General features: G+C 42.3%; 22 protein-coding genes, 1 pseudogene and 2 riboswitches. Of the genes and pseudogenes, 8 read left to right on the top strand and 15 right to left on the bottom strand.

What is annotated here, in order from left to right; all coding sequences use genetic code 11:
• The first annotated feature begins 27 nt into the window (after positions 1–27).
• The gene (locus tag AC3WLU_RS08530; RefSeq protein WP_268936613.1) at positions 28–276 is read left to right on the top strand and encodes a type B 50S ribosomal protein L31; all 249 of its coding nucleotides are present in this window, start codon (positions 28–30) and stop codon (positions 274–276) included.
• Positions 277–363: 87 nt separating this feature from the next.
• Here AC3WLU_RS08530 and metC read toward each other — a convergent pair whose 3' ends face one another.
• Entirely contained in the window at positions 364–1,545 is a 1,182-nt protein-coding gene (gene metC / locus AC3WLU_RS08535) for a cystathionine beta-lyase (RefSeq protein ID WP_492597112.1), read from the bottom strand.
• Positions 1,542–2,654: a methionine biosynthesis PLP-dependent protein gene (locus tag AC3WLU_RS08540; RefSeq protein ID WP_034314771.1), complete on the bottom strand. Its 1,113-nt coding sequence runs from the start codon at positions 2,652–2,654 to the stop codon at positions 1,542–1,544. The genes metC and AC3WLU_RS08540 overlap by 4 nt, the downstream gene beginning before the upstream one ends.
• 86 nt (positions 2,655–2,740) lie before the next feature.
• Positions 2,741–2,854, bottom strand: a riboswitch (SAM riboswitch).
• Between the two features lie 326 nt (positions 2,855–3,180).
• Here AC3WLU_RS08540 and fumC point away from each other — a divergent pair.
• A complete protein-coding gene (gene fumC, locus AC3WLU_RS08545; RefSeq protein WP_048687419.1) occupies positions 3,181–4,563 on the top strand; it encodes a class II fumarate hydratase in 1,383 nt (460 codons plus the stop codon).
• 109 nt (positions 4,564–4,672) lie between these two features.
• Complete coding sequence (locus tag AC3WLU_RS08550; RefSeq protein ID WP_492597113.1) at positions 4,673–4,915, top strand: hypothetical protein; 243 nt, start codon at positions 4,673–4,675, stop codon at positions 4,913–4,915.
• 57 nt (positions 4,916–4,972) lie between these two features.
• Here the strand turns inward: AC3WLU_RS08550 and AC3WLU_RS08555 are convergent, their stop codons facing one another.
• Together AC3WLU_RS08555 and AC3WLU_RS08560 are read right to left on the bottom strand one after the other, a co-directional pair.
• Positions 4,973–6,118: an ABC transporter ATP-binding protein gene (locus AC3WLU_RS08555; RefSeq protein WP_098185206.1), complete on the bottom strand. Its 1,146-nt coding sequence runs from the start codon at positions 6,116–6,118 to the stop codon at positions 4,973–4,975.
• A 113-nt stretch (positions 6,119–6,231) separates the two neighbouring features.
• Positions 6,232–7,116, bottom strand: a complete 885-nt coding sequence (locus AC3WLU_RS08560) for a PucR family transcriptional regulator (protein WP_057275772.1) — start codon at positions 7,114–7,116, stop codon at positions 6,232–6,234.
• 179 nt (positions 7,117–7,295) lie between these two features.
• Here AC3WLU_RS08560 and AC3WLU_RS08565 point away from each other — a divergent pair.
• A pseudogene (locus tag AC3WLU_RS08565) lies at positions 7,296–8,326 on the top strand (NAD-dependent epimerase/dehydratase family protein).
• Between the two features lie 116 nt (positions 8,327–8,442).
• Here the strand turns inward: AC3WLU_RS08565 and AC3WLU_RS08570 are convergent.
• From AC3WLU_RS08570 to AC3WLU_RS08590, 5 genes are all read right to left on the bottom strand, one after another.
• Positions 8,443–8,688, bottom strand: a complete 246-nt coding sequence (locus AC3WLU_RS08570) for a hypothetical protein (RefSeq protein ID WP_492597114.1) — start codon at positions 8,686–8,688, stop codon at positions 8,443–8,445.
• Between the two features lie 8 nt (positions 8,689–8,696).
• Positions 8,697–9,542 (bottom strand): iron-containing alcohol dehydrogenase family protein, encoded by an 846-nt coding sequence (locus AC3WLU_RS08575; RefSeq protein WP_492597115.1) that lies wholly within the window; start codon positions 9,540–9,542, stop codon positions 8,697–8,699.
• A gap of 61 nt (positions 9,543–9,603) precedes the next feature.
• Positions 9,604–10,425 carry a MetQ/NlpA family ABC transporter substrate-binding protein gene (locus AC3WLU_RS08580; protein ID WP_492597116.1) on the bottom strand — a complete coding sequence of 274 codons (822 nt, stop codon included), beginning with the start codon at positions 10,423–10,425 and terminating at the stop codon, positions 9,604–9,606.
• Between the two features lie 56 nt (positions 10,426–10,481).
• Positions 10,482–11,150, bottom strand: coding sequence for a methionine ABC transporter permease (locus tag AC3WLU_RS08585; protein WP_048687408.1), 669 nt, complete (start codon positions 11,148–11,150; stop codon positions 10,482–10,484).
• Complete coding sequence (locus tag AC3WLU_RS08590; RefSeq protein WP_492597117.1) at positions 11,137–12,153, bottom strand: methionine ABC transporter ATP-binding protein; 1,017 nt, start codon at positions 12,151–12,153, stop codon at positions 11,137–11,139. The genes AC3WLU_RS08585 and AC3WLU_RS08590 overlap by 14 nt, the downstream gene beginning before the upstream one ends.
• Before the next feature lie 69 nt (positions 12,154–12,222).
• A riboswitch (SAM riboswitch) is annotated at positions 12,223–12,327 on the bottom strand.
• 283 nt (positions 12,328–12,610) lie between these two features.
• Between AC3WLU_RS08590 and AC3WLU_RS08595 the strand changes: the two genes are divergently transcribed.
• Positions 12,611–13,435 (top strand): MBL fold metallo-hydrolase, encoded by an 825-nt coding sequence (locus tag AC3WLU_RS08595; protein WP_492597118.1) that lies wholly within the window; start codon positions 12,611–12,613, stop codon positions 13,433–13,435.
• Positions 13,436–13,499: 64 nt separating this feature from the next.
• Here AC3WLU_RS08595 and AC3WLU_RS08600 read toward each other — a convergent pair whose 3' ends face one another.
• From AC3WLU_RS08600 to AC3WLU_RS08625, 6 genes are all read right to left on the bottom strand, one after another.
• Entirely contained in the window at positions 13,500–13,688 is a 189-nt protein-coding gene (locus AC3WLU_RS08600; protein ID WP_034314753.1) for a hypothetical protein, read from the bottom strand.
• Positions 13,689–13,774: 86 nt separating this feature from the next.
• Positions 13,775–13,978 carry a YheE family protein gene (locus AC3WLU_RS08605; RefSeq protein WP_057275779.1) on the bottom strand — a complete coding sequence of 68 codons (204 nt, stop codon included), beginning with the start codon at positions 13,976–13,978 and terminating at the stop codon, positions 13,775–13,777.
• A 63-nt stretch (positions 13,979–14,041) separates the two neighbouring features.
• Positions 14,042–15,238 carry a YheC/YheD family endospore coat-associated protein gene (locus tag AC3WLU_RS08610; RefSeq protein WP_145504908.1) on the bottom strand — a complete coding sequence of 399 codons (1,197 nt, stop codon included), beginning with the start codon at positions 15,236–15,238 and terminating at the stop codon, positions 14,042–14,044.
• Positions 15,235–16,602, bottom strand: a complete 1,368-nt coding sequence (locus AC3WLU_RS08615) for a YheC/YheD family endospore coat-associated protein (protein ID WP_187050586.1) — start codon at positions 16,600–16,602, stop codon at positions 15,235–15,237. The genes AC3WLU_RS08610 and AC3WLU_RS08615 overlap by 4 nt, the downstream gene beginning before the upstream one ends.
• A gap of 3 nt (positions 16,603–16,605) precedes the next feature.
• The gene (locus AC3WLU_RS08620; RefSeq protein ID WP_492597119.1) at positions 16,606–17,676 is read right to left on the bottom strand and encodes a YheC/YheD family endospore coat-associated protein; all 1,071 of its coding nucleotides are present in this window, start codon (positions 17,674–17,676) and stop codon (positions 16,606–16,608) included.
• A gap of 16 nt (positions 17,677–17,692) precedes the next feature.
• A complete protein-coding gene (locus AC3WLU_RS08625; RefSeq protein WP_492597120.1) occupies positions 17,693–19,054 on the bottom strand; it encodes a YheC/YheD family endospore coat-associated protein in 1,362 nt (453 codons plus the stop codon).
• Positions 19,055–19,324: 270 nt separating this feature from the next.
• Here AC3WLU_RS08625 and AC3WLU_RS08630 point away from each other — a divergent pair, with 270 nt between their 5' ends.
• The 3 genes from AC3WLU_RS08630 (at position 19,325) to AC3WLU_RS08640 (ending at position 20,686) form a co-directional block, all read left to right on the top strand.
• The gene (locus AC3WLU_RS08630) at positions 19,325–20,143 is read left to right on the top strand and encodes a DUF445 family protein (protein ID WP_492597121.1); all 819 of its coding nucleotides are present in this window, start codon (positions 19,325–19,327) and stop codon (positions 20,141–20,143) included.
• Positions 20,131–20,256, top strand: a complete 126-nt coding sequence (locus AC3WLU_RS08635; protein ID WP_492597122.1) for a hypothetical protein — start codon at positions 20,131–20,133, stop codon at positions 20,254–20,256. The genes AC3WLU_RS08630 and AC3WLU_RS08635 overlap by 13 nt, the downstream gene beginning before the upstream one ends.
• A gap of 73 nt (positions 20,257–20,329) precedes the next feature.
• Positions 20,330–20,686: a YlbF/YmcA family competence regulator gene (locus tag AC3WLU_RS08640; RefSeq protein WP_034314741.1), complete on the top strand. Its 357-nt coding sequence runs from the start codon at positions 20,330–20,332 to the stop codon at positions 20,684–20,686.
• Positions 20,687–20,688: the final 2 nt, after the last annotated feature.

Genomic DNA, 20,688 nt, shown 5'->3' on the forward strand with positions numbered 1-20,688 from the left:
ACCTATACTGACGATGAGGTGATAATAGTGAAACAAGAAATTCATCCCGATTATCAACAAGTGGTATTCATGGATACCAACAGTGGGTATAAATTTTTGGCAGGCTCCACTAAGACGTCCAATGAAACAATCGTTTGGGAAGACGGCCAAACATATCCTTTATTAAAAGTGGAAATCAGCTCGGATACGCACCCTTATTATACAGGAAAGCAGAAGTTTGCTGAAAAAGGCGGACGGGTCGATCGCTTCCTGGATAAATATAATATGAAGAAATGAGAGTTAGGCCATCGGGAAATCGATGGTCTTCTTTTATTGATGGAATAAAAAAGGTGCCCATAAAATATGAGGCACCCATTACTTTAATCATTTTGCAGCAATTGCTTCCCCTTTGGCAATATTGACGAGGGCAGCTTCGAAGTCCTTGATTAAATCGTCCGGATTTTCCAGTCCGACAGAGAGGCGGAGCAAGCTATTCGTGATGCCTCGCTTTTCCCTTTCATCAGCAGGCATGGCCGCATGGGACATTTTGGCCGGGTAGGATAATATGGATTCTACCGCTCCCAGGCTTACGGCAAAAACAGGGAGCTCGACAGTGTTCACGAAGGAACGGAAGATTTCCTCACTTTCCAATTCAAATGAAAGGACCGCCCCTGCTCCGAGTGACTGGCCTTTCTGGATGGCGTGCTGTGGATGATCGGCTAGGCCGGGATAATACACTTTTTTCACCAAGGGCTGCTCCTTTAAGTAGGCTGCAATCTTTTCGGCCCCTTTTTGTGAATGTTCCATTCTAACTGACAAGGTTTTCAAGCCTCTCATTACGAGCCAGGCATCCTGAACACCAAGGACCGCTCCAAAGGAGTTTTGAAGCGAACCGAGTCTTGCCGCCAAATCCGGATCTTTCACGACCGCAAGCCCAGCTATCACATCACTATGTCCGGATAAAAACTTCGTCGCGCTATGAAGGACAACATCAGCGCCCAGGTTCAGCGGTTTTTGCAATGCGGGCGTCAAGAATGTATTATCAACAAAACTTAAGGCACCGGCTTTTTGTGCGATATCACATACAGCTTGAATATCGGTCACTTTAAGTAAAGGATTTGAAGGCGTTTCAATGTATATGGCCCTGGTATTTGGCTGAACCGCCGCTTTGACACTTTCAAGGTCCGTCATGTCAACGAAGGTATGCTCAATATTGAAACGGTTCAAAACGCTTGTGACCATCCTGAACGTTCCGCCATACACATCTTCGGAAATGACGATATGATCCCCGGCAGACAATAGCAGGAAGGCTGTTGAAATGGCAGCCATACCTGATGAAAAGGCAAAGCCGTGAGTGCCTTCCTCAAGTTCGGCAATGATGTCTTCAAGTGCCTCACGAGTTGGGTTCCCGCTTCTGCTGTAATCATATTTGCCGAATTGATCGATATCGGATTGATGGAAAGTCGATGCATGCTGGATGGGGACGCTCACACCGCCCGTTGCCGGATCGAATTTATGTTGATTATGAAGTAATTTTGTTTCAAAGCTAAAATCATGATCTGTCATCGTAGTGCCTCCCTTTTTACATGTGCGAATGCTTGCTGCAAGTCACCAATCAAATCGTCGCTATCCTCGATGCCAACGGAGAAGCGGAGCAGTCGATTACAAACACCGTTTGCCGTTCTGACCTCAAGCGGTATATCGGCATGTGTTTGTGTGGCAGGATAGGTGATGAAGCTTTCAACCCCTCCCAGGCTTTCTGCAAAGGAAATTAATGAGAGCGATTGTAAAAATGGGTTGACCGCCGCTTCATCAATGATGCGGAAAGAAATCATGCCGCCTCGGCCCGGATACAATACGTCCGTAACACAATCATGCTCCGATAAGTAATCTACAAGTATCTTGGCATTCTTTTCATGACGCTCCATCCGCAATGCCAGGGTTTTCATTCCGCGCATCAACAGCCATGAATCAAATGGGCTCAAGACAGCTCCAGTGCCATTATGATGGAAGGCAAGTGCATCACATAATTCAGCGCCGCTAGCAACGATCAGTCCGGCGAGCACATCATTATGACCACCGAGATACTTGGTTGCACTGTGGATCACAATATCAGCTCCAAGCAAGATTGGTTGTTGAATAAGAGGCGTGTAAAAAGTGTTATCAACGATTAGCAATAAATTATATCGTTTAGCCAATGCGGCAACGGCGCTAATATCCGTTTGCTGCATAAGAGGGTTAGTGGGAGTTTCGATGAAGATGGCTTTCGTGTGAGGAGTGATGGCTTTTTCGATATCCTCCAAACAACAAGTGTTTACATAGTCACACTGCAATCCCCATTTTTTAAAACCTTGTTCTAACAGCCGATATGTACCGCCATAAAGATCTTCACTGACAATCCACGCATCCCCGGATTTAAAAAGGGCGAGTATAGTGGAGATGGCGGCCATTCCTGAACTGCAGGCATAGCCTTGGTCTCCTTTTTCCAGATCGGCGATGGATCGCTCCAATAGCTGGCGGGTAGGGTTACCTGTCCTTGTGTAGTCGAATCCCGTCGATTGACCGATTCCTTCGTGGCGAAAAGCTGTTGAAAAGTATACCGGCGGATTGACTGTTCCTGTCGCCGTTTCACTGCGATTTCCTAATTGAGCAAGATATGTTTCAGGTTTATACATGGTTTTCACTGCTCCTTTGAGTTAAATAAAATAAAAAAAAGTCTTCTTTAAGAAGAAGACTTTGATTAAGTAGGGACGAGTCATTCTTCTTATCTTCCAAGTTCATAAACTTGTGGAATTAGCACCTTTTCATTGGTTTGAAACAAATGAAGGTTGCTGAGGTGTCATCGGGCCATTCCCTCTACCTCTCTCGATAAGAGTTTAGATTATTCAATTTCTTTTGAATTTACTATATATACAAAACACTGTCAAGGACATTTTGGGGATGATGATGTGTTGGTGTTCATGGCCAGGTCAATTGAAGCCTAGCGGTGCCTACACTTTATGTGTCAAAAAAGAATATCCAAATTTTCATCTAAATATGAATGGCCTAGGATTTTTCAGAAATATGGAAAGGGTCAGCGGGATATTTTTGCTTTAAAATAATAAAGTTTGTACAATGTATGGAGAGAAAGAATAATCCGACATTATTCATTTCATATGCAAAAATTCTTCAATGAATAGTGCAAACTTAGGAGGAGAACACATGGAATACAGAATCGAACGTGATACGATGGGTGAAGTGAAAGTTCCTGCTGATAAATATTGGGGAGCACAAACTGAGAGAAGCCGTAACAATTTCAAAATCGGTAACGAAAAAATGCCGATAGAATTGGTTCGTGCATTTGCATACGTTAAACAAGCTGCTGCAAAGGTGAACTATGATCTTGGCGATCTTTCCGAAGTTAAAAAGAACGCCATCGTCAAGATTTGCGGCGAAATCCTTGAAGGTACGCTTGATGAACATTTCCCGCTTGTAGTTTGGCAAACGGGAAGCGGTACGCAAAGTAATATGAATGTGAATGAAGTGGTCGCTAACAAAGGGAATGAATGGTTAAAAGAAAATGGTGAATCGGAAATCCTTCACCCGAATGATGATGTTAACAAGGCACAAAGCTCAAATGATACTTTCCCGACTGCCATGCATATTGCAGCCTTTATGGAAGTCGCTGAAAAATTGGTTCCTGCCATCAAAGCACTTCGTGATACATTCGATACAAAAGAAAAAGAATTTTGGGATGTCGTGAAAATCGGCCGGACACATCTTCAAGATGCTACACCCTTAACATTAGGACAAGAAATTTCCGGTTGGAAAGCGATGCTCGATAAAGATTTGGCGATGATTGAGGAAAGCAGCCAAAAACTATTGAACCTTGCTCTAGGCGGAACGGCTGTAGGAACCGGAATCAATACAAAGAAAGAATTCCCGGGACTTTCTGCCAAACAAATTGCAGCAGATACAGGATATCCTTTTGTCACATCTGATAATAAGTTCCATGCATTGACTAGCCATAACGAAATCGTCTACGCACACGGTGCTTTGAAAGCATTGGCGGCAGATTTAATGAAAATTGCGAACGATGTCAGATGGCTTGCAAGTGGACCGAGAAGCGGAATCGGAGAAATTGCCATTCCGGAAAACGAGCCGGGCAGCTCCATCATGCCAGGTAAAGTCAATCCGACCCAAAGTGAAGCGCTTACCATGATTGCGACACAAATCGTGGGTAACGATGCTACAATTGGCTTTGCAGCAAGCCAAGGTAACTTTGAATTGAATGTATTCAAACCAGTCATCATCTATAACTTCCTGCAAACGGTCAAATTATTGACGGAAGGCATTCATTCCTTCAACGATAATTGTGCGGTTGGCATCACTGCAAATGAAGATAAGATCAAAGAAAATGTAGAGCGTTCCCTTATGCTGGTAACAGCATTGAACCCGCATATCGGTTATGAAAAAGCAGCCAAGATCGCCAAAACTGCCTTCAAGGACAACTCCACGTTAAAAGAAGCGGCATTGAAACTGGAGTTCCTGACGGAAGATGAATTCAAAGCATGGGTCGATCCTGCTAACATGGTTAATAAATAATTGGTTGGAAGCACCCTCCCTCTAGCATTAGGGAGGGTGTTTCCATGTGTTAAAATACTGGAATCGACAAATACTGAAATCATAAGTATCTGGAACAGGAGGAAAAACAATGTCTATATGCCCGCTTTGCAACGGTCTAAGAAAAATTCATGTGGATTGCCCGGAATGCGGCAGTGAACTTGAGGATAAAGGGAAATTCAGGGATTATGCTGATGATTACAGTGCTTATATGGATATCGACATACTTAAAGAAAACGACGGATACCCTCAATCCCTTCAAAAAGGGCAATGTCCCCATCTCATGAAATGCCCTGAATGCGGACATGATGAAGTGGTATTGGTCCAGGAATGAATCGCCCTTTATTTTAATAAACGTAAAAAGACCCATAATGAATGGGTCTTTTCATGTTTAATTGGCAGATAACTTCATGCTTTCCTGCATCTGTTCATCTTCTTCAACTAAAATGCGATGTTCGGTCCCTTTATCAAAAAAGTGCGCTTTATTCATGTCGAGGGCAAGTTCGATCTTTTCGCCTGCCTGGATAATGTTATTGGCATCGACCCTTGCAACGAAGTCCTGCCCCTCTAAAGTGGAGTAGAGCATGATCTCCGCGCCCATGAGTTCGGCTACATCAATTTGGGTCGTGAATGTAGTGTTAGGGGACTCCGTGAAATAAGCTCCTTCATTATGGAAATCTTCCGGACGGATTCCAAGGATTACATCTTTTCCGACATATCCTTGATCACGTAGCATTTTCATCTTAAATTCAGGTATTTCAAGCGTTTGTTCGCCTATTTTGATTGTGCCTTCTTTTAATGTTCCGGTAAAGAAGTTCATGGCAGGCGATCCGATAAAGCCGCCGACAAACACGTTTATTGGTTTCTCATAAACATCCTTTGGAGCACCGACCTGTTGGATGATACCATCTTTCATTACAACAAGACGTGTCGCCATGGTCATTGCCTCTGTTTGGTCATGTGTGACATATATCGTTGTGGTGTCGAGCCGTTTATGCAGTTTAGCTATTTCCGCGCGCATTTGAACCCGAAGTTTTGCGTCGAGATTGGATAATGGCTCATCCATCAAGAAAACTTTTGCGTCCCTTACAATTGCACGGCCAAGTGCAACACGCTGGCGCTGACCACCTGAAAGCGCTTTAGGTTTCCTGTTTAGCAGCTCTTCAAGTCCGAGAATCCTTGCCGCTTCATTTACTCTTTGCTTGATTTCAGCTTTTGGCGTTTTCCTGAGCTTTAATCCGAATGCCATATTGTCAAATACAGACATATGGGGATATAAGGCATAGTTCTGGAAAACCATCGCAATATCGCGATCTTTAGGGGGGACATCATTGACTCGCTTGCCGTCTATGTATAAATCCCCTTGGGAAATGTCTTCCAGTCCGGCAATCATCCTTAATGTCGTTGATTTACCGCAACCTGAAGGTCCCACAAAAACGATGAATTCCTTATCGGCAACACGAAGGTTGAAGTCTTTAACAGCCGTCACCTTTTTATCATAAATCTTGAATATATGATCTAATACTAACTCTGCCATGAAAAATCCCCCTTTTAAACTCTTAGATTACTTGTACCAATTAGCTATAGTCTAAGCTATAGGTTTTGAAAAAAGTATGGGCATATTGCACAAAAAAGTGTTTACATTGGAAATTAATCATTTAGTAAAAGTATCAAGTATGCAGTAAGGGCATGACGGAAGTTTCTAATATCGAGACCAGTTTTTTCAGAGAATCTATCGATTCGGTATTGTAAGCTGTTCCGATGTATATAAAGCTGTTTGGCGGCATATGTGGCATTGGAGTTACATTCGATATATGTTTTAACCGTTTTGATAAGCTCAGTATCCTGCTTGGTCTTGCCAAGAATTTCATTGATAAACCAATTTGCATTCTTAAAGGATGGATCATTTATTAATGAGTATGGGATGATGTCTGCCAAATCAGTCACTTTTATATCCGGCAGATGCACCTGTGCCACTTCAAAACACTTTTTCTCCTGAGTCCAGTGATGACGAAGGTCTTGATCTACAGGGTGAAATCGCCCGGTGAACATACGGGTCTTTACATAAAAGTCACTTTCAAGTGTGGAAGTAATGGCGATCAGTTCTTTATTTGATAATGGTTCATCCTTGTCCGGTTCAATTAAGACGCCTGCTGTTTCATTTTCCCAAATAATAGCTGCGTCAGATGGAACGAAAGCGAGGAAGGCCCCTTCAAAATCGGAGTTGGAAAAATCAGCATGAGTCAACTTGAAATGAAGGAATCGAACATTCTCCCAGCTCGTTAAAGGCAATGGTGCATTCGGTTCGGATAAAAAATTTTTCCATGATGAGCCTGGATGTGCATTGAGGTTATTTGGGTTTATGGAAGGAACAAAAAGCAGTTCCAATAAACGGATTTCTTCTGCTGTGATTTCTGAACGGGGAATACCAAGTATACTTCTGAAGTCTTCGAACCAAACATAATTAGAAATATCATCAGTATCCTTTTTATTGGTAAGAGCGTTCGGGAATTTTTGTTTAAGATTTTCAAGCATCGGTTCCACCTTCTTTCTCCCTTTCCATATCATTATAGCGAAAAAGAATAAAGTTCAAAAGATTAGGATATCTTTAGTTTTTCCGAGAAGGGAAAACCAAAGAAAAGTTGCAAGTATTATTAATTTCAGGAGAGGGTATTGCGTATGCTTTATGGAATATCGTTTAAGAGGAGGAGATCATGAACATTTTAATATTGGGCGGTACACGGTTTTTAGGCCGATATATAGCAAAAGCTGCAATAGAGAAGGGGCATGATGTCACACTTTTTAATCGTGGAAATGACCCTTATGTTTTCCCCGAAATAGAACAATTAAAAGGGGATCGCGACGGTGATCTTGAAATGCTGAAAGGAAGACAATGGGATGCAGTCATTGATACATCAGGCTTTATCCCTCGAACTGTATCAAAATCTTGCAGGTTGCTTAATCAAGTTAAACATTATACATATATTTCAAGCATCTCAGTTTATAGTGATCCAACCGAACCAGGTATTGATGAAAGTGGAGAGGTTCATGCACTAAATGAAGATAAAGCAGAACCCACGGAACGGCTGGACCGATATACGGTGAATATTATGGTCCGTTAAAATCATTAAGCGAAAAAGCAGCTGAAAAAGAACTGCCGGGGAAAGTCTTGTCAATTCGTGCCGGGCAAATAGTAGGTCCATATGATTACACTGACCGATTGCCGTACTGGCTTAAAAGAATAGCGGAAGGGGGAGAAGTTTTAGCGCCTGGACGCCCTGGACGTCCAATCCAAATTATCGATGCAAGGGACTTGGCTCAATGGATCATCCAAATGATGGAAAGGGGCGTGACAGGTACGTATAATACCGTTGGGCCAGAATACACACTGACTATGGGGCAAATACTAGAAGACTGCAAAAAGGTAACAAGAAGTAATGCTGCCTTTACATGGGTCTCTGAAAAATTTTTAAATGACAATAAAGTAGAGCCGTGGGGAGACATGCCTTTATGGATACCGGAAGAATTCCCTTTACCAGGAGGTAAGGAACCTTTGAATGGGTTTTTGGCTGTCGACAACGATAAAGCAATCAATAATGGACTAACATTCCGTCCCCTATCAGATACTCTCGAAGATATATGGAATTGGGAAAAGGGCCGTCCGGAATCCGCCGATAGAAAAGCAGGCATGCACAGACAACATGAAAGTGATCTTCTTGGATTATGGAAACAGACAATAGGGTGAGACCTTCTTTTATTATACTGAAGTATTAATGGCACATTATGTATGCTTGGTGGAAAGGATGATTTTATACAATGAGGAATCAAAAAAAACGATGGGGTCAAAACCCCATCGCTTTTTTAGGAAGGGCTTGCATGGTTTGTAAGTATTTCAAGGTTTTCCATGGCGGCTGCCACTTTTTCCTTGTTGATATCAGGGAAAAGAAGATGGATGTCTTCACCTTCTTTGACAGAGTGGGCTGCAATCTGTTGAAGTTCCGCCTTATGTTCAACAGTCAGGCCAATATCAAGCAATGTCATCGGCAATTTAAGCACCCGGTAGATGGGCAGCAATTGTTTGATTTCCGAGAATTTCCCTTCCAGCACAAGCTGGACTAAATTCCATATGCCACTTTTTCCCCGTGAAGTAAATGATGCGCTTGGGTGATGGAAGTCATGCCATTATTAATGGAGTGGGCACCGGCAACGCGCAAGTACTGGCCGCCAAATCCACCAACAAGACCACTTGTGATGATGTTCGTTTCAATTACACGCTTCAGCGCATCTGTCCATTTCCCTTTTTCCAAATCAGCTAAGGCTTCCTCGCCATATGTCAATAAAACTTCCTGGCATTGCCTTGCGGCCAGATGGGCCAATTCAATACAAACGGACTTGGTGGCAAGCTTTTCGGCCAGTGCATTGCCCTCGTACCATTTCGCCAATGTATCGCCGATTCCAGCACGTAAATAGTTAATCGGCGAATTAAGAAGAATTCCTGGTTCGATCAATAACATCCAAGTGCTTTTTTCATGAATATCATAACGGACATATGAACCATTATCATCATAAATGACACTCAACGGTGTCCAGGCAGCGCAGGTGGAAGCCAAGGTTGGAATGAGGATGATTTCCTTTTGAAGCGAGTTTCCGGCCGATTTGGCGAGGTCGAGCAACTTACCGCCGCCAATGCCAATTAAGGCATCTGCACCATGTTCAAGAGCTGCCTTCTTGACGCGTTCAATTTCCGGGTCACTGCATTCCCCGCCGTATGTGAAAAAGATCGTTTCAATATTTTCTAAGGAAGGAAAGAAGGGTTCAGTAACTTCCCAGGATTTTTGTCCATGAATAACGAGCACTTTACGAATGTTCCCTCTACTCAGTTTCACTTCCAGGTTTTCAAGGACATTTGCTTTACAGGCGTAATAAGCGGGGCCGCTGCGGACCTCCAGTAAGGTATTCATATTTGCTCTCCTTAATGAAAGGCCTGTTCCCGGTAAAGGGGAAGCAGGCCTGATTATTTGATCAATTCATCCAGTCTGGTTTTCCGAATCCGGCAAATTTGTCATCGATCACTTTTTCAAACTGGTCAGATTCCACTACAGATTTAATATCCTTGGCAAATTGAGCGTCTACATCTTTTGTATTCACTGCAACAACGTTTCGATACATATCCGGCATGTTTTCTAAAACTAGGGCATCCTTGATGTCCATTTTCGCTGCAAGAGCAAAGTTGCCAGGGACCGCCGATAGGTCGACGCTGTCTGTTGCGCGGGGCAACTGAGCGGATTCCAATGGTTTTAGCTGGATGTTTTTTGGATTTTTCGTTACATCCTTTTCAGATACTTTTAAAGGGTCGACATTTGGATCGACTTCAATCAACCCTTCATCCACCAGCACTTTTAGTGCACGTGCCAGGTTAACCGGATCATTGGGCACTGCAAGGGATGTACCGTCTTTCACTTCTTTCAATGAATTATACTTATTAGAATATATGCCCATTGGCGCTGTTGGAACTATGATAAGGTCGGAAAGCTTTAAATCATTTTCTTTAGCGAAGTTATCCATGTACACTTTATGCTGGAAAAGGTTGGCGTCGATCGAGTTGTTGCCAAGCGACTTATTCGGCTGGATATAGTCGGTGAATTCGACGATCTCTATTTTGTATCCGAGATCTTCCAGACCTGGTTTGATGGCCTCCTTAACCATATCGGCGTACGGCCCGGTAGTCGCCCCGATCTTCAATTCTTTTTTGTCTTCTGTATTTGGGGATGCATCATCGCTCCCGCAAGCTGCCAAGCCGAGTGCAAGTGCACAGACTGATAATAACGAAGCTATTTTCTTCATTTGAAATTCCTCCTGAGTAATGAAATGTATTGAGTCATTAAAAAAAGTGATTAAACCTATCGCTTGTTAACTATGTATGAAACTTTGTCACCAACCATTTGAATGAGTTGCACAAGGCAGATCAGCACGACGATCGTCGTGATCATGACTGTGTTGTCATATCGGTAATATCCGTACCGGATGGCCAGGTCGCCAATTCCGCCACCGCCGATTGTCCCAGCCATTGCTGAGTAACCGATAAGCGAAATGGTCGTTAATGTCAGTCCTTGAATGATTCCCGGTTTTGCCTCTGGAAGAAGTACATCCTTAATGATCATCCATGGAGTGGCACCTACGGCAATTGCAGCTTCAATCACTCCTCTGTCTATTTCACGTAATGCCGTTTCAACAATCCTTGCAAAAAAAGGGATTGCGGATACGGACAGGGAAACAGAAGCTGCTCTTGGCCCTATCGTCGATCCTGTAAGTAGGTCCGTTAAAGGAAGGAGGGCGACCAAAAGAATGATGAACGGGATTGAACGGACAATATTGACTGCGAAACCGAGAGATCGATTCACGATGCCATTTTCAAAAAATAAATTCCTTGTTGTTGTAAATAGCAATACTCCAAGCGGTAAACCGATCAGCAGGGCTACTGCAAGAGAAACGCCGACCATATAAATCGTTTCAAGAAAGGCTTTATTAAGATCAGGTAAAATATTTACGATGGGATTAAGCAGTGACATGTTTTAACACCTCCACAGAACTGGAACGATTTTTTATATATTCCAATGCCGAATGAATTTGGACGGCATCGCCAATTAACTCGATGATTAAAAAGCCTAAAGGAACATCCTGGATATACTCAATTTTACCGTGTAAAATATTTCCCTTTACTGCATGGGATTGGAGAGTATCCGAAAGAATCGATTCACCGGCGGTTTGCCCTTCGAATTGGATCTTAATAATCGTACCTTCACTTTCTTCAATCAAGTGCGAAGGGAGTTCGAAATCCAGTACACTGCTAATGAATTGCTTCGTTAACTCCTGTTTGGGCTGTGAAAATATTTCATAAACGGGTCCTTCTTCAATTACCCGGCCATCCTGCATCACGGCGACTCGGTGGCATAGTTCTTTGACCACTTCCATTTCATGTGTAATCAACACGATGGTGATACCAAGCTCACTGCTTATCTTTTTCAATAACTGTAAAATCGCTTTTGTAGTTGTTGGATCAAGGGCTGAAGTCGCTTCATCACATAATAGTACAGTGGGTTCATTTGCTAACGCGCGAGCTATGCCGACCCGTTGCTTCTGTCCACCGCTAAGCTGTGCAGGATAGACATCTTTCTTATCGCTGAGCCCCACTATTTCCAACAATTCCAATACACGTAACATAGTCGCGTCCTTCGATCGATGCGCGGCCCTTAAGGCGAAAGCGACATTTTCATAAACGGTTTTTGAACTGACCAGGGAAAAGTGCTGGAATATCATCCCGATTTTTTGCCGTTGTTTACGAAGCTCTTTGCTAGATAAAGAGGTTAAATCAATGCCGTCGATAATGATATTTCCACCTGTCGGACGTTCAAGCAAATTCAAGCAGCGGAGCAATGAGCTTTTTCCAGCTCCGCTGTAGCCGACAATTCCATATATTTCACCAGTTTGAATGGTTAAAGTTACGTTATCCACTCCGATAACTCGGTTTTTCTTCGAGACGTATTCCTTTCGGACTGAACGGATTTCAATCATGAGCTTTCCCCCTTAAACATTAAAAAAGCTGCCTCTATCATTCAGAAAGAGGCAGCGAAATCATATCTCGGCTTATCTTTCAGAATGCAATCATTCTGCAGGAATTGGCACCGTTCCCTAAGGGCGGTTGCCGGACATCACAGGGCCTGATCCCTCCGTCACTCTTGATAAGTAAATTATTATTTTAGAATATTTCAAGTTTTATAATATAATCTATATTATTTGTAAAATCCGGCATTGTCAATCGTTACTTTTACTTTTTTGTCATTAAATCTGGTACAGTCCGTTAAAACGATTCATGGAAAATGGGCTATTAAGCAATAATCCAGCATTTTCATCGAGGCTATTCATTCCAATATTTCCTTGTCAAAAAGGTAAAGTGGTACTACAGTTATTATAGTAAAGTTAAAAAAAGGAAGATGAAACTATATTTATACAATGATGGGGAGGAAACCGAATGATAGAGATCAAGACGATAAATGATGTGGTTTGCGTGCATGGGACTCCTGGCGGGAACAAGGCGGGGATGAGTGTGTATGTCTTTTTAACGGATGGCCTATTGATAGATACTGGCGCACAGATTTTATTGGAAGAGCTTATTCCATTCTATGAATCCGCAGACTTCGACTCAGTGGCCCTGACTCACTATCATGAAGACCATACGGGGGGTGCTGCCTGGATACAGGAACATAAAAAGGTCCCTCTTTTCATTCACCCGATGTCGGTTGAGGTTTGTGCAAAGGATGCTGAATATCCTGAATATCGCAAAATTTTCTGGGGAAAGAGAGACGCCTTTAAAGCTGAGCCGCTAGGGAAGGCCATTCGTTCCCGTACCGAAACGTGGGAGCCGATTTTTACCCCAGGTCATGCAAAGGACCATATGGTGTATTTGAATCACAATAATGGCGTGCTCTTTTCAGGAGACCTTTTCGTAACCCCAAAAACAAAGCTTGTTTTACGGGAAGAGTCCGTCCCGGTAATCATCGATTCGATAAAAAGATTGCTTCAATATGACTTCGGGGAAGTGTTTTGCTGTCATGCTGGGCATGTCCCTGATGGGAAGGAGATGTTTCGAAAAAAACTGGATTATCTGGAAAACCTCCAAGGGGAAATTTTACGCTTGCATTCTCAAGGGCTGACCGTTCGTGAAATCCAGCAGGTCGTTTTACCGAATCGCTATCCCCTTATCGAGATATCTGGGCATGAATGGGATTCAGAGCATATCATTACATCGATATTAAACGAAAATATTTTAAGTGCGAGGGAGAATGGGACTATTTGATTGCTATCCGTTTAACGGTCTGACTGATATAAAAGAGAGCTCTCCATAAGAGAGCCCACATTATTCATTTATTGACATTGGGATCTGTTTCATCATAAAAATCATGTGCTTCTTCGATGTTCTGAAGGTTAGCGACTTCATACACATTTCCGCCCGCCATTCCTTCATTGATGATACGGTCGATATCCAGGTAAACGGAGTCCTTGCCATCATATTCGGTATCCTTCAAAAATGTCATTTTTTCTTTATCCAAAAGAAATCCCTCCTAGCCTTTTCTTTAGTTTTAGGCAAAGGAGTTTTTTTTATTCTGTTTAGCGATTTCATGAATGTAAAGGGGTTTCATTCATAAACATGGAAGATCATTAAATCATGTATCATGCTTTTGAGTTGGGTTTCATCTGTTTCGGAAGGCGGATTGGCTGTCCACTCGATGGATCCATCTTTGTGATATAAGGCTTTGACTGCCTGCTTGTTGAAATAAAAGGAAATTTTCCATCCTGGCAGATTCTTATGCAATGGTTCCCATTGAAAATGAGTGATCATATGTATTACCTCCATATATACTGTTTCTCATTCGATTATAATGGAAAACGGCAGCTGGAGGTGTTATTTTCTTTTCAGGTTGGGAAAAGTTAATTCAATGAAAAGATTTTTTAAATGCAAAAGCCTGTTTGTTTCAATTTCTTCTTCATCGAATTGCATCGGCTTTGAGTTCACTTCGTATATGAAAAGCGAGCCCGATTCGTCTTCCCCTATATCAATGGAAAACTCTCCGAGAAACCCGATCTTTTTTGAAAGTATCTCTCCGCATTTTTGGGCGATATTCGCTAATTTCAGATCCAGGTTTTTTGATTTAAGGTCCTGATAAGGAAAAAGCTTTCCGCCTTGGGGAGTGTGGGTGGTGATTTCCTGGGTTTGCGACATCCTTACCGCTTTGCCGGTCACTTTATAAAAACCTTTTTCATAATGGACGAGAATCCGGTAATCATAACGATGCCCAAAGAGTTTTTTTGGTATGATCGCCTGTTGAGCAAGATAGCTCCTTTTTAATAAATCCCTTTTTTTTGTATCCCAGAAGGAAGCAAAATCAGGGAAGGACTCACTATGCTTTAAGCTATTGAACAATAGGGTATCATCATCATTTTTGATAATGGTATAAATGCCCTTCCCTTGGCTTCCTTTGCATGGCTTAAGGTATATATGCCTGTATGTCTCCAGGAAAGAATCAAGGCAACCGCTGTTTCGTAAGACCATGGTGGGCGGAAGGTGGTTGGTGAGGGATCCATCTTCAGTTAATGCTTCGAACATCACATATTTATCTATAAAACAGGGGTTGAATAGAGTCATTCGGTAATCTTTAAAATGTGTGATAAGATGTTGGAATTCCTCTGACGCCTCATAGCTCCTCCAGGGGATACGGTTATAGACGATGTCAGGGAAGGGCACTTTACATTCAATCCACTTGTTTGAAATGGAGGAAAAAAGATACCCTTTCATCGACTCGGAATGAAGGGCATTTCCTGTGAATACATACGCTAATATTCCATGTTTCAATAAATATAATGATAAGTCCCGAAAAAGGGTCAGGTTTCCACCCAAACCTGATTCCTTTTTGGGATTGGAAACAGTTAAAATTCCGACGGTAAGCATCCGGTTACCCGGAAATATTGTGATTGGAATTAGAGGTTGATTCGAATGGTTCTTTTTATAGCTGATTTCTTCTTCGGCAGAGCCGGCGAAAAGTTCCGCATTCTCATGAGTGTGGTGCCAATTTTCAGTGGGGATATCATAAAAAATGTTCATTGCGGCACTCTGATTGATTTTGTAATCGTCTGTTCTGTAAGATAAATGGCATAATCAAGGCTTAGCTTTCTGGTCAGCAATTCGAAATCCTTGAGTTTTGGATGGGAGAAGATGGAACGTCCAGGCTTGGAATTGGCTTCAAACATCCAAACCTGCCCTTTTTTATCCAATCCAAAATCGAATCCTATTTCTGCGATGATGCCGTCCAAGTTCTTTTCTATACTGTCACTTAAAATCAGTGCGGCTTCCGAAAGCTTTCGTTCGACTTCTGTCGCCTCATCGTCATCTCCAAACAGTTCGGCAACCGTTTTGATGACACCCCCGCTTTTAATATGGGTCGTGACGCTGCCGGCGCCGGCGATTTTTGCGGCAATCGCGGTCACCTGCCATTTTCCATTACTGTCCTTGTTCGTATGGACCCGAAAATCCACTGGACGTTTTTCAGATCGAATTAATGGGATGCCCTGCTGTACGATCAGATTCTCGAGCGGGCGGTCGTGAAAAATGTGTTTAACGATGGATTCCAATGTCGAAAACCGTTGCAGTTTATTTTCTTTTGCTTCGTTTGTATAGCGGCAATAGTAAACATTCTCATGCTTATCATAAAGTATTTGGTGAATCCCTAGACCGAGGCTGCCGTGAATGGGCTTTATATAAACTTGCCGGTAATGGGAAAGAAGGGTTTCCACCACGGATATGGATTGAAATGGATACGTTTCCGGCAAATAAGGCAGTGCCCGCTCATCTGCACATAACCTTTCATTTACATCCCATTTATTGAAAAATCCGGGGTTATACCATGGTATGGTATATATTTTTTGGAATTTCTGCTTCACTTCTTTAGGTCCATCACGGTTTTCCGTCAACCGATTTGGTAGCCGGTCATAGATGACATTAGGAAAAGGAAATTCATAAATGTTCCAGTCATCTTTATCAAATACATAGCCTTTGATTGTCTCCTCATCCCAATTGATTACATTCTCTCCAAAAACAAAGGGAATACAGCCTGTGGTCTTGCTAAGCGAAAGGAGCTTTGCGAAAAATTCAGATCTCTCCCCTAAAGGTTTGTTTGAAAGGCCCGTGAAGCCTGAGGAAAAGATTCCGACAAGCGGTCCGATATGGATGCTCTTGCCGTATATGAATAAATGAAGGGGAATATCGGTATGATCGAATAGTAGAGCTTCCGCGAGACTTTTCGATAGCACGATTGTTTGATTGACGGCCGGGTTTTGTTTGACGATGGCAGGACATGAATGCCGTCCGAAATAAATTAATTCAATCTCTGCCAAATCTCCAAGCTCTGAAGGGTAGTAGAGAACATTGCCAGGGATAGCGGCAATTTCGGCAGGATAAGTCTTTCTCACTTCCTATTCACCTGCTTTCTGAAGCTGTTCGGCTAAATACTGGCTATACTGAAACGGTGCTCGATGAATATCTTTCATGGTCTCCGGCTGTAGTGCCTGAATGATTTTCCTTCCAGGCTTCGAGTTAATGTCCATTATCCATATTTGGCCTTTTTTATCGATGCCTAGATCAATTCCCAACTCGAATAATCTTTCAAAGACAGCTTCGGTTTCAACGGGCAGGGTACGAAGGATATGATGAATCTTTTGTTCGACAGCAATCGAAATCGTTTCCGGGTTTCTTTTGTTGAAGGTATCCAATGAAATGGCTTCCCCGCCTGTGGCAAGATTTGAAGTAATTCCGTCTTTTTGTCCCGTACGAATTCCGCGGCCCCGTTCCATCCATTGATTCTTCTCGTTTTTTTGAAGTAAAATCCGTAAATCGAATGGCTCATTATTTTGGGTGCAAAGTTCTAAATATGGCTGGCAAAGATAACGGTATCGATTTAATAAATGCTGCAGCCATTTGTTAAGCTGAGATTTGGAGGAGAATGGGCGGTCATATTTGGTGCCCTTTTTCGTCATGGAAACCAAAGTCCCGTCTTCGGTTTTTGAAAGGAGATAGATTCCTGTACCGCCTGCACCGAATTCAGGTTTGATGATGATTTTATCCAGGCGTTCCAAATGTCCTATAATATCTTCAGGTGTCGTCACTTGTACGGTTTCTGGAAAAAATGCCTGTAGGTGTGGATGGTTTTTTAGGATTTGGTACACTTCCCACTTACCAGGAAGGCCCAGTCCTAAGAAATTCGAGTTATCTTTTAACCACTCGATTTTGTGTCGTTTTTCCGTTGACTCACGGACTAAACCGTGATAACAGCGATCATATACAAAATCAGGTAAATCAAAAGATGTGGCGATCCAAGTTTCGTTCTCGGCATCAAAACGCTCGCCCCTCACTTTTTTCAGATCCATATCAATATTTTCCGGTGAGAATTTGCAAACTTTCATATTAAATGATTTAGCGGTTTTGGCTATTTCGGTGAAGTAGTTGTTTTCATGAGTATCCGACGCGGCCATTAATCCTATTAACACGTGCTAGCAACTCCTTTTATGGATGGTTTTCGCGGTTAAGGGCAAGCATGAAATCTATGATTGATTTTACTGATGGACGAAAGGTTTCATAGTTGCCTTGAAATTTTTTCGAAGGTTTTGAATTCACTTCGATGATCCATGGATGGTTATCGGTATCCAGTGCTAAATCGATCCCTAGCTCACCGAATGAATCGTCAAGGTTCTCGACTAAGGTCTCCGCAGTGTTTTTAGCCAGCCGGACGAGCTTTTGATATATGCGGCTGGCGTCCTGAAGTTCAAATGCTTCTTTTAGAAAATCCGGCCCATTTTTCATCACTCCGCCTTGTGCAAGATTGGAAACAATAGTACCAGGATCCCCAATTCGGGCAACCATTGATGTAACTTTCCATTCAAGCTGTTCGTTCCGATGAAGCAGTATGCGGAAATCAACCTTTCTCTGATCGGTTTCGAATAGGGAAATCCCTTTTTGAAGAATGAAGGATCGTTTTCTGGAAAAATTTTTTAAGGTTTCAAACAACTTTTCATCCGTATCAGCAAAATGTACATTCTGGAGATGTCCGGATTGCTCGATTTTCCATTTTCCAGCTACTTGCGTTAATCTGCAAATATTCCTGCCTTGGCTGCCCGATGCGGGTTTAAAGTAGATTACCGAATGCTTTTCTATAAATGTCAAGAAAGGTTCTTTTTCGTTAAACAATATCGTCTCTGGCAAATTTGGCAATAGCTCATCTTCTAAGATCAGTAGTTCATGTACATCATGTTTGGAGAGGAACCTTCCGTTGAACATCGGAATCGACCGTTCCTCCAGTTCAGTTTTAAACAGCTTAAAAGAAGGCGATTGCTCAAGTTTGCGCGAATGTATCCGGTTATAAAATACATCAGGGATGGGGAGGGGCAAGGCTTTCCAGCCACCTTGCCCTGGCAGGTAGCCTTCCACAACCCCATCTTTAAGAGACTGCAGTTTAACTAAATAGAAGGGGATGCCTTGCTGATTACAATATGATTTCATTTCCTGATAAAATTTTTCCATCTCGCCGAATGTCCCGTCTTGCAAGGGAGTCTGGTTCATGAGTGAAGCGAAGAATGGGCCTATTTTAATTGACCTTTCATCCGCATGGTATGAGACGGAGATTGGATCGGAAAAAACGGGTAAGGATAAAATTTGGTTCATATCATATGAAAGTTTCAATGTAGGCTGGGATGACGGGAATGGCTGGACAAGTACCGGGACGGAACGGCATCCAGCCATTATCGTTACGGGTTCTCCAAATTGAAGGCCCCATTCCTCAAATAATTTTTCTTCGATAAACAATAGCGCCTTCTTTCTAGTCTCTGCGGGATTTACCGTAATGTAAACTTTCTGATGGTCAAGGTTCATAATAATTCCCCGTTTGCACTAAGTTTGATATCCTTTAATAATTAAATGATGGGCAAATGTGGATAACACATTCTATGATTTTTTAATTAGAAGGTGTCATCAAGCCTTTATTTCAAGCAATAAAAGAAGTAATTTCATGGGTGAGTTTTGGGTAAACATACTGTTTATGGTCGTCGTTGTTGCAGTAATAGGTGGCTTCACTAATTTATTGGCTATCAGAATGCTATTCAGACCGTATAAGCCAATCCATATTTTTGGGAAGCACCAGGGTTGATTCCGAAGCGGCAGGATGAGTTAGCTAAACAATTAGGCAAATTGGTGGTCGATCATTTAATCACACCAGGGAGCATTCAAAGTAAAGTCATCAATGATGCCTCTATACAGAATATGAAAATTTTCGTCCAGGCAGAAGTAAAGAAAGCATTGTCCACACAAAAAAGTACTGCTCAATTGCTTGATCAATTGGGAATGAAGAATTCTTCATTTACGCTAGAACAGCGGTTACAAACATTCATTCTCGGTAAATATGAAATATGGTCGGAAGAGAACATGAGCAAGAGCTTGAAAGATATCATCCCCCCGCACCTTCAGCAAAAAGCCCTCGACTCGATTCCTGATTTGTCACATTTCATCGTGAAAAAGGGAAAAGAATATTTTTATAGTGCGGAAGGCAAACACCATCTTGAAGACATGTTGGATGATTTTTTCAAGGAACGGGGCAAGCTGATCAATTTAATTCAGCTGTTCATTGGAAACGAAAAGTTAATTGATAAGATTCAGCCGGAAATCATTAAATTTTTTGAACAATCGAGAACGATTGATATATTGTCAGTGATGTTGGTGAAAGAGTGGGGAAATCTCGAGAAATGGGATATAGAGAAAATCGAGGGAATGATCGGGAGAGAAACGATAAAACAATGGATTAGAATTGACTCCCGATTTCTCGGACATTATCGTGGAAAGGGCGTTCCGATTTTAGTGGAAAAAGTTGCCGATTACGTAATCAATCATTTCCAGCCGCTATTCCAAAAACTGCATTTGGCGATATTGTGGAAGAACAGGTTTCGTCCTTTTCGGTGTTCCGTCTAGAGGAAATGGTCGTTTCCATCACTAAGGAATTGTCGATGATCACATGCATTGGGGCTTTGCTTGGTGGAATCATCGGTTTATTTCAAGGTTTCGTAACTGTTTTAATAGGATGACGTGTAATTCTCAATCGGATTTGTTATAGTGGAAAAGGTGTAGGAATACAATGATTACCGGGAGGGGAAATAAATGAGTAACGTATATGATGCAGCGTATGAAATGGAAAAGGCGATTAGGGCAAGTAATGAATATGCCGATTTGCAACGCTTATATGATCTTGTGAATTCTGATGAAGCAACAAAAGGAATGTTTGAAAACTTCCGTAATCTGCAAATGTCATTGCAGCAAAAGCAAATGATGGGACAGGAGATTGCACCGGAAGAGGTTGAGCAAGCACAAAAGACGGTACAGCTTGTCCAACAAAACCCAACCATTTCACAATTGATGGAAGCTGAACAACGGATGAGCATGGTCATCGCAGACCTCAATAAAATTATCATGAAGCCGCTTGAAGATTTATATGGCTTGCCTGAGCAACAGCAATAAGC

Source organism: Peribacillus sp. FW305-BF15, from assembly GCF_058783805.1.

Bases quoted from the DNA above. Each gene is read 5' to 3' on its own strand.
- AC3WLU_RS08595 (WP_492597118.1), top strand. From the start codon at position 12,611: ATGATAGAGATCAAGACGATAAATGATGTGGTTTGCGTGCATGGGACT.
- AC3WLU_RS08605 (WP_057275779.1), bottom strand. From the start codon at position 13,978: ATGATCACTCATTTTCAATGGGAACCATTGCATAAGAATCTGCCAGGA.
- AC3WLU_RS08550 (WP_492597113.1), top strand. From the start codon at position 4,673: ATGTCTATATGCCCGCTTTGCAACGGTCTAAGAAAAATTCATGTGGAT.
- fumC (WP_048687419.1), top strand. From the start codon at position 3,181: ATGGAATACAGAATCGAACGTGATACGATGGGTGAAGTGAAAGTTCCT.
- AC3WLU_RS08585 (WP_048687408.1), bottom strand. From the start codon at position 11,150: ATGTCACTGCTTAATCCCATCGTAAATATTTTACCTGATCTTAATAAA.
- metC (WP_492597112.1), bottom strand. From the start codon at position 1,545: ATGACAGATCATGATTTTAGCTTTGAAACAAAATTACTTCATAATCAA.
- AC3WLU_RS08610 (WP_145504908.1), bottom strand. From the start codon at position 15,238: ATGAACATTTTTTATGATATCCCCACTGAAAATTGGCACCACACTCAT.
- AC3WLU_RS08540 (WP_034314771.1), bottom strand. From the start codon at position 2,654: ATGTATAAACCTGAAACATATCTTGCTCAATTAGGAAATCGCAGTGAA.
- AC3WLU_RS08555 (WP_098185206.1), bottom strand. From the start codon at position 6,118: ATGGCAGAGTTAGTATTAGATCATATATTCAAGATTTATGATAAAAAG.
- AC3WLU_RS08625 (WP_492597120.1), bottom strand. From the start codon at position 19,054: ATGAACCTTGACCATCAGAAAGTTTACATTACGGTAAATCCCGCAGAG.
- AC3WLU_RS08640 (WP_034314741.1), top strand. From the start codon at position 20,330: ATGAGTAACGTATATGATGCAGCGTATGAAATGGAAAAGGCGATTAGG.
- AC3WLU_RS08590 (WP_492597117.1), bottom strand. From the start codon at position 12,153: ATGATTGAAATCCGTTCAGTCCGAAAGGAATACGTCTCGAAGAAAAAC.
- AC3WLU_RS08580 (WP_492597116.1), bottom strand. From the start codon at position 10,425: ATGAAGAAAATAGCTTCGTTATTATCAGTCTGTGCACTTGCACTCGGC.
- AC3WLU_RS08560 (WP_057275772.1), bottom strand. From the start codon at position 7,116: ATGCTTGAAAATCTTAAACAAAAATTCCCGAACGCTCTTACCAATAAA.
- AC3WLU_RS08575 (WP_492597115.1), bottom strand. From the start codon at position 9,542: ATGAATACCTTACTGGAGGTCCGCAGCGGCCCCGCTTATTACGCCTGT.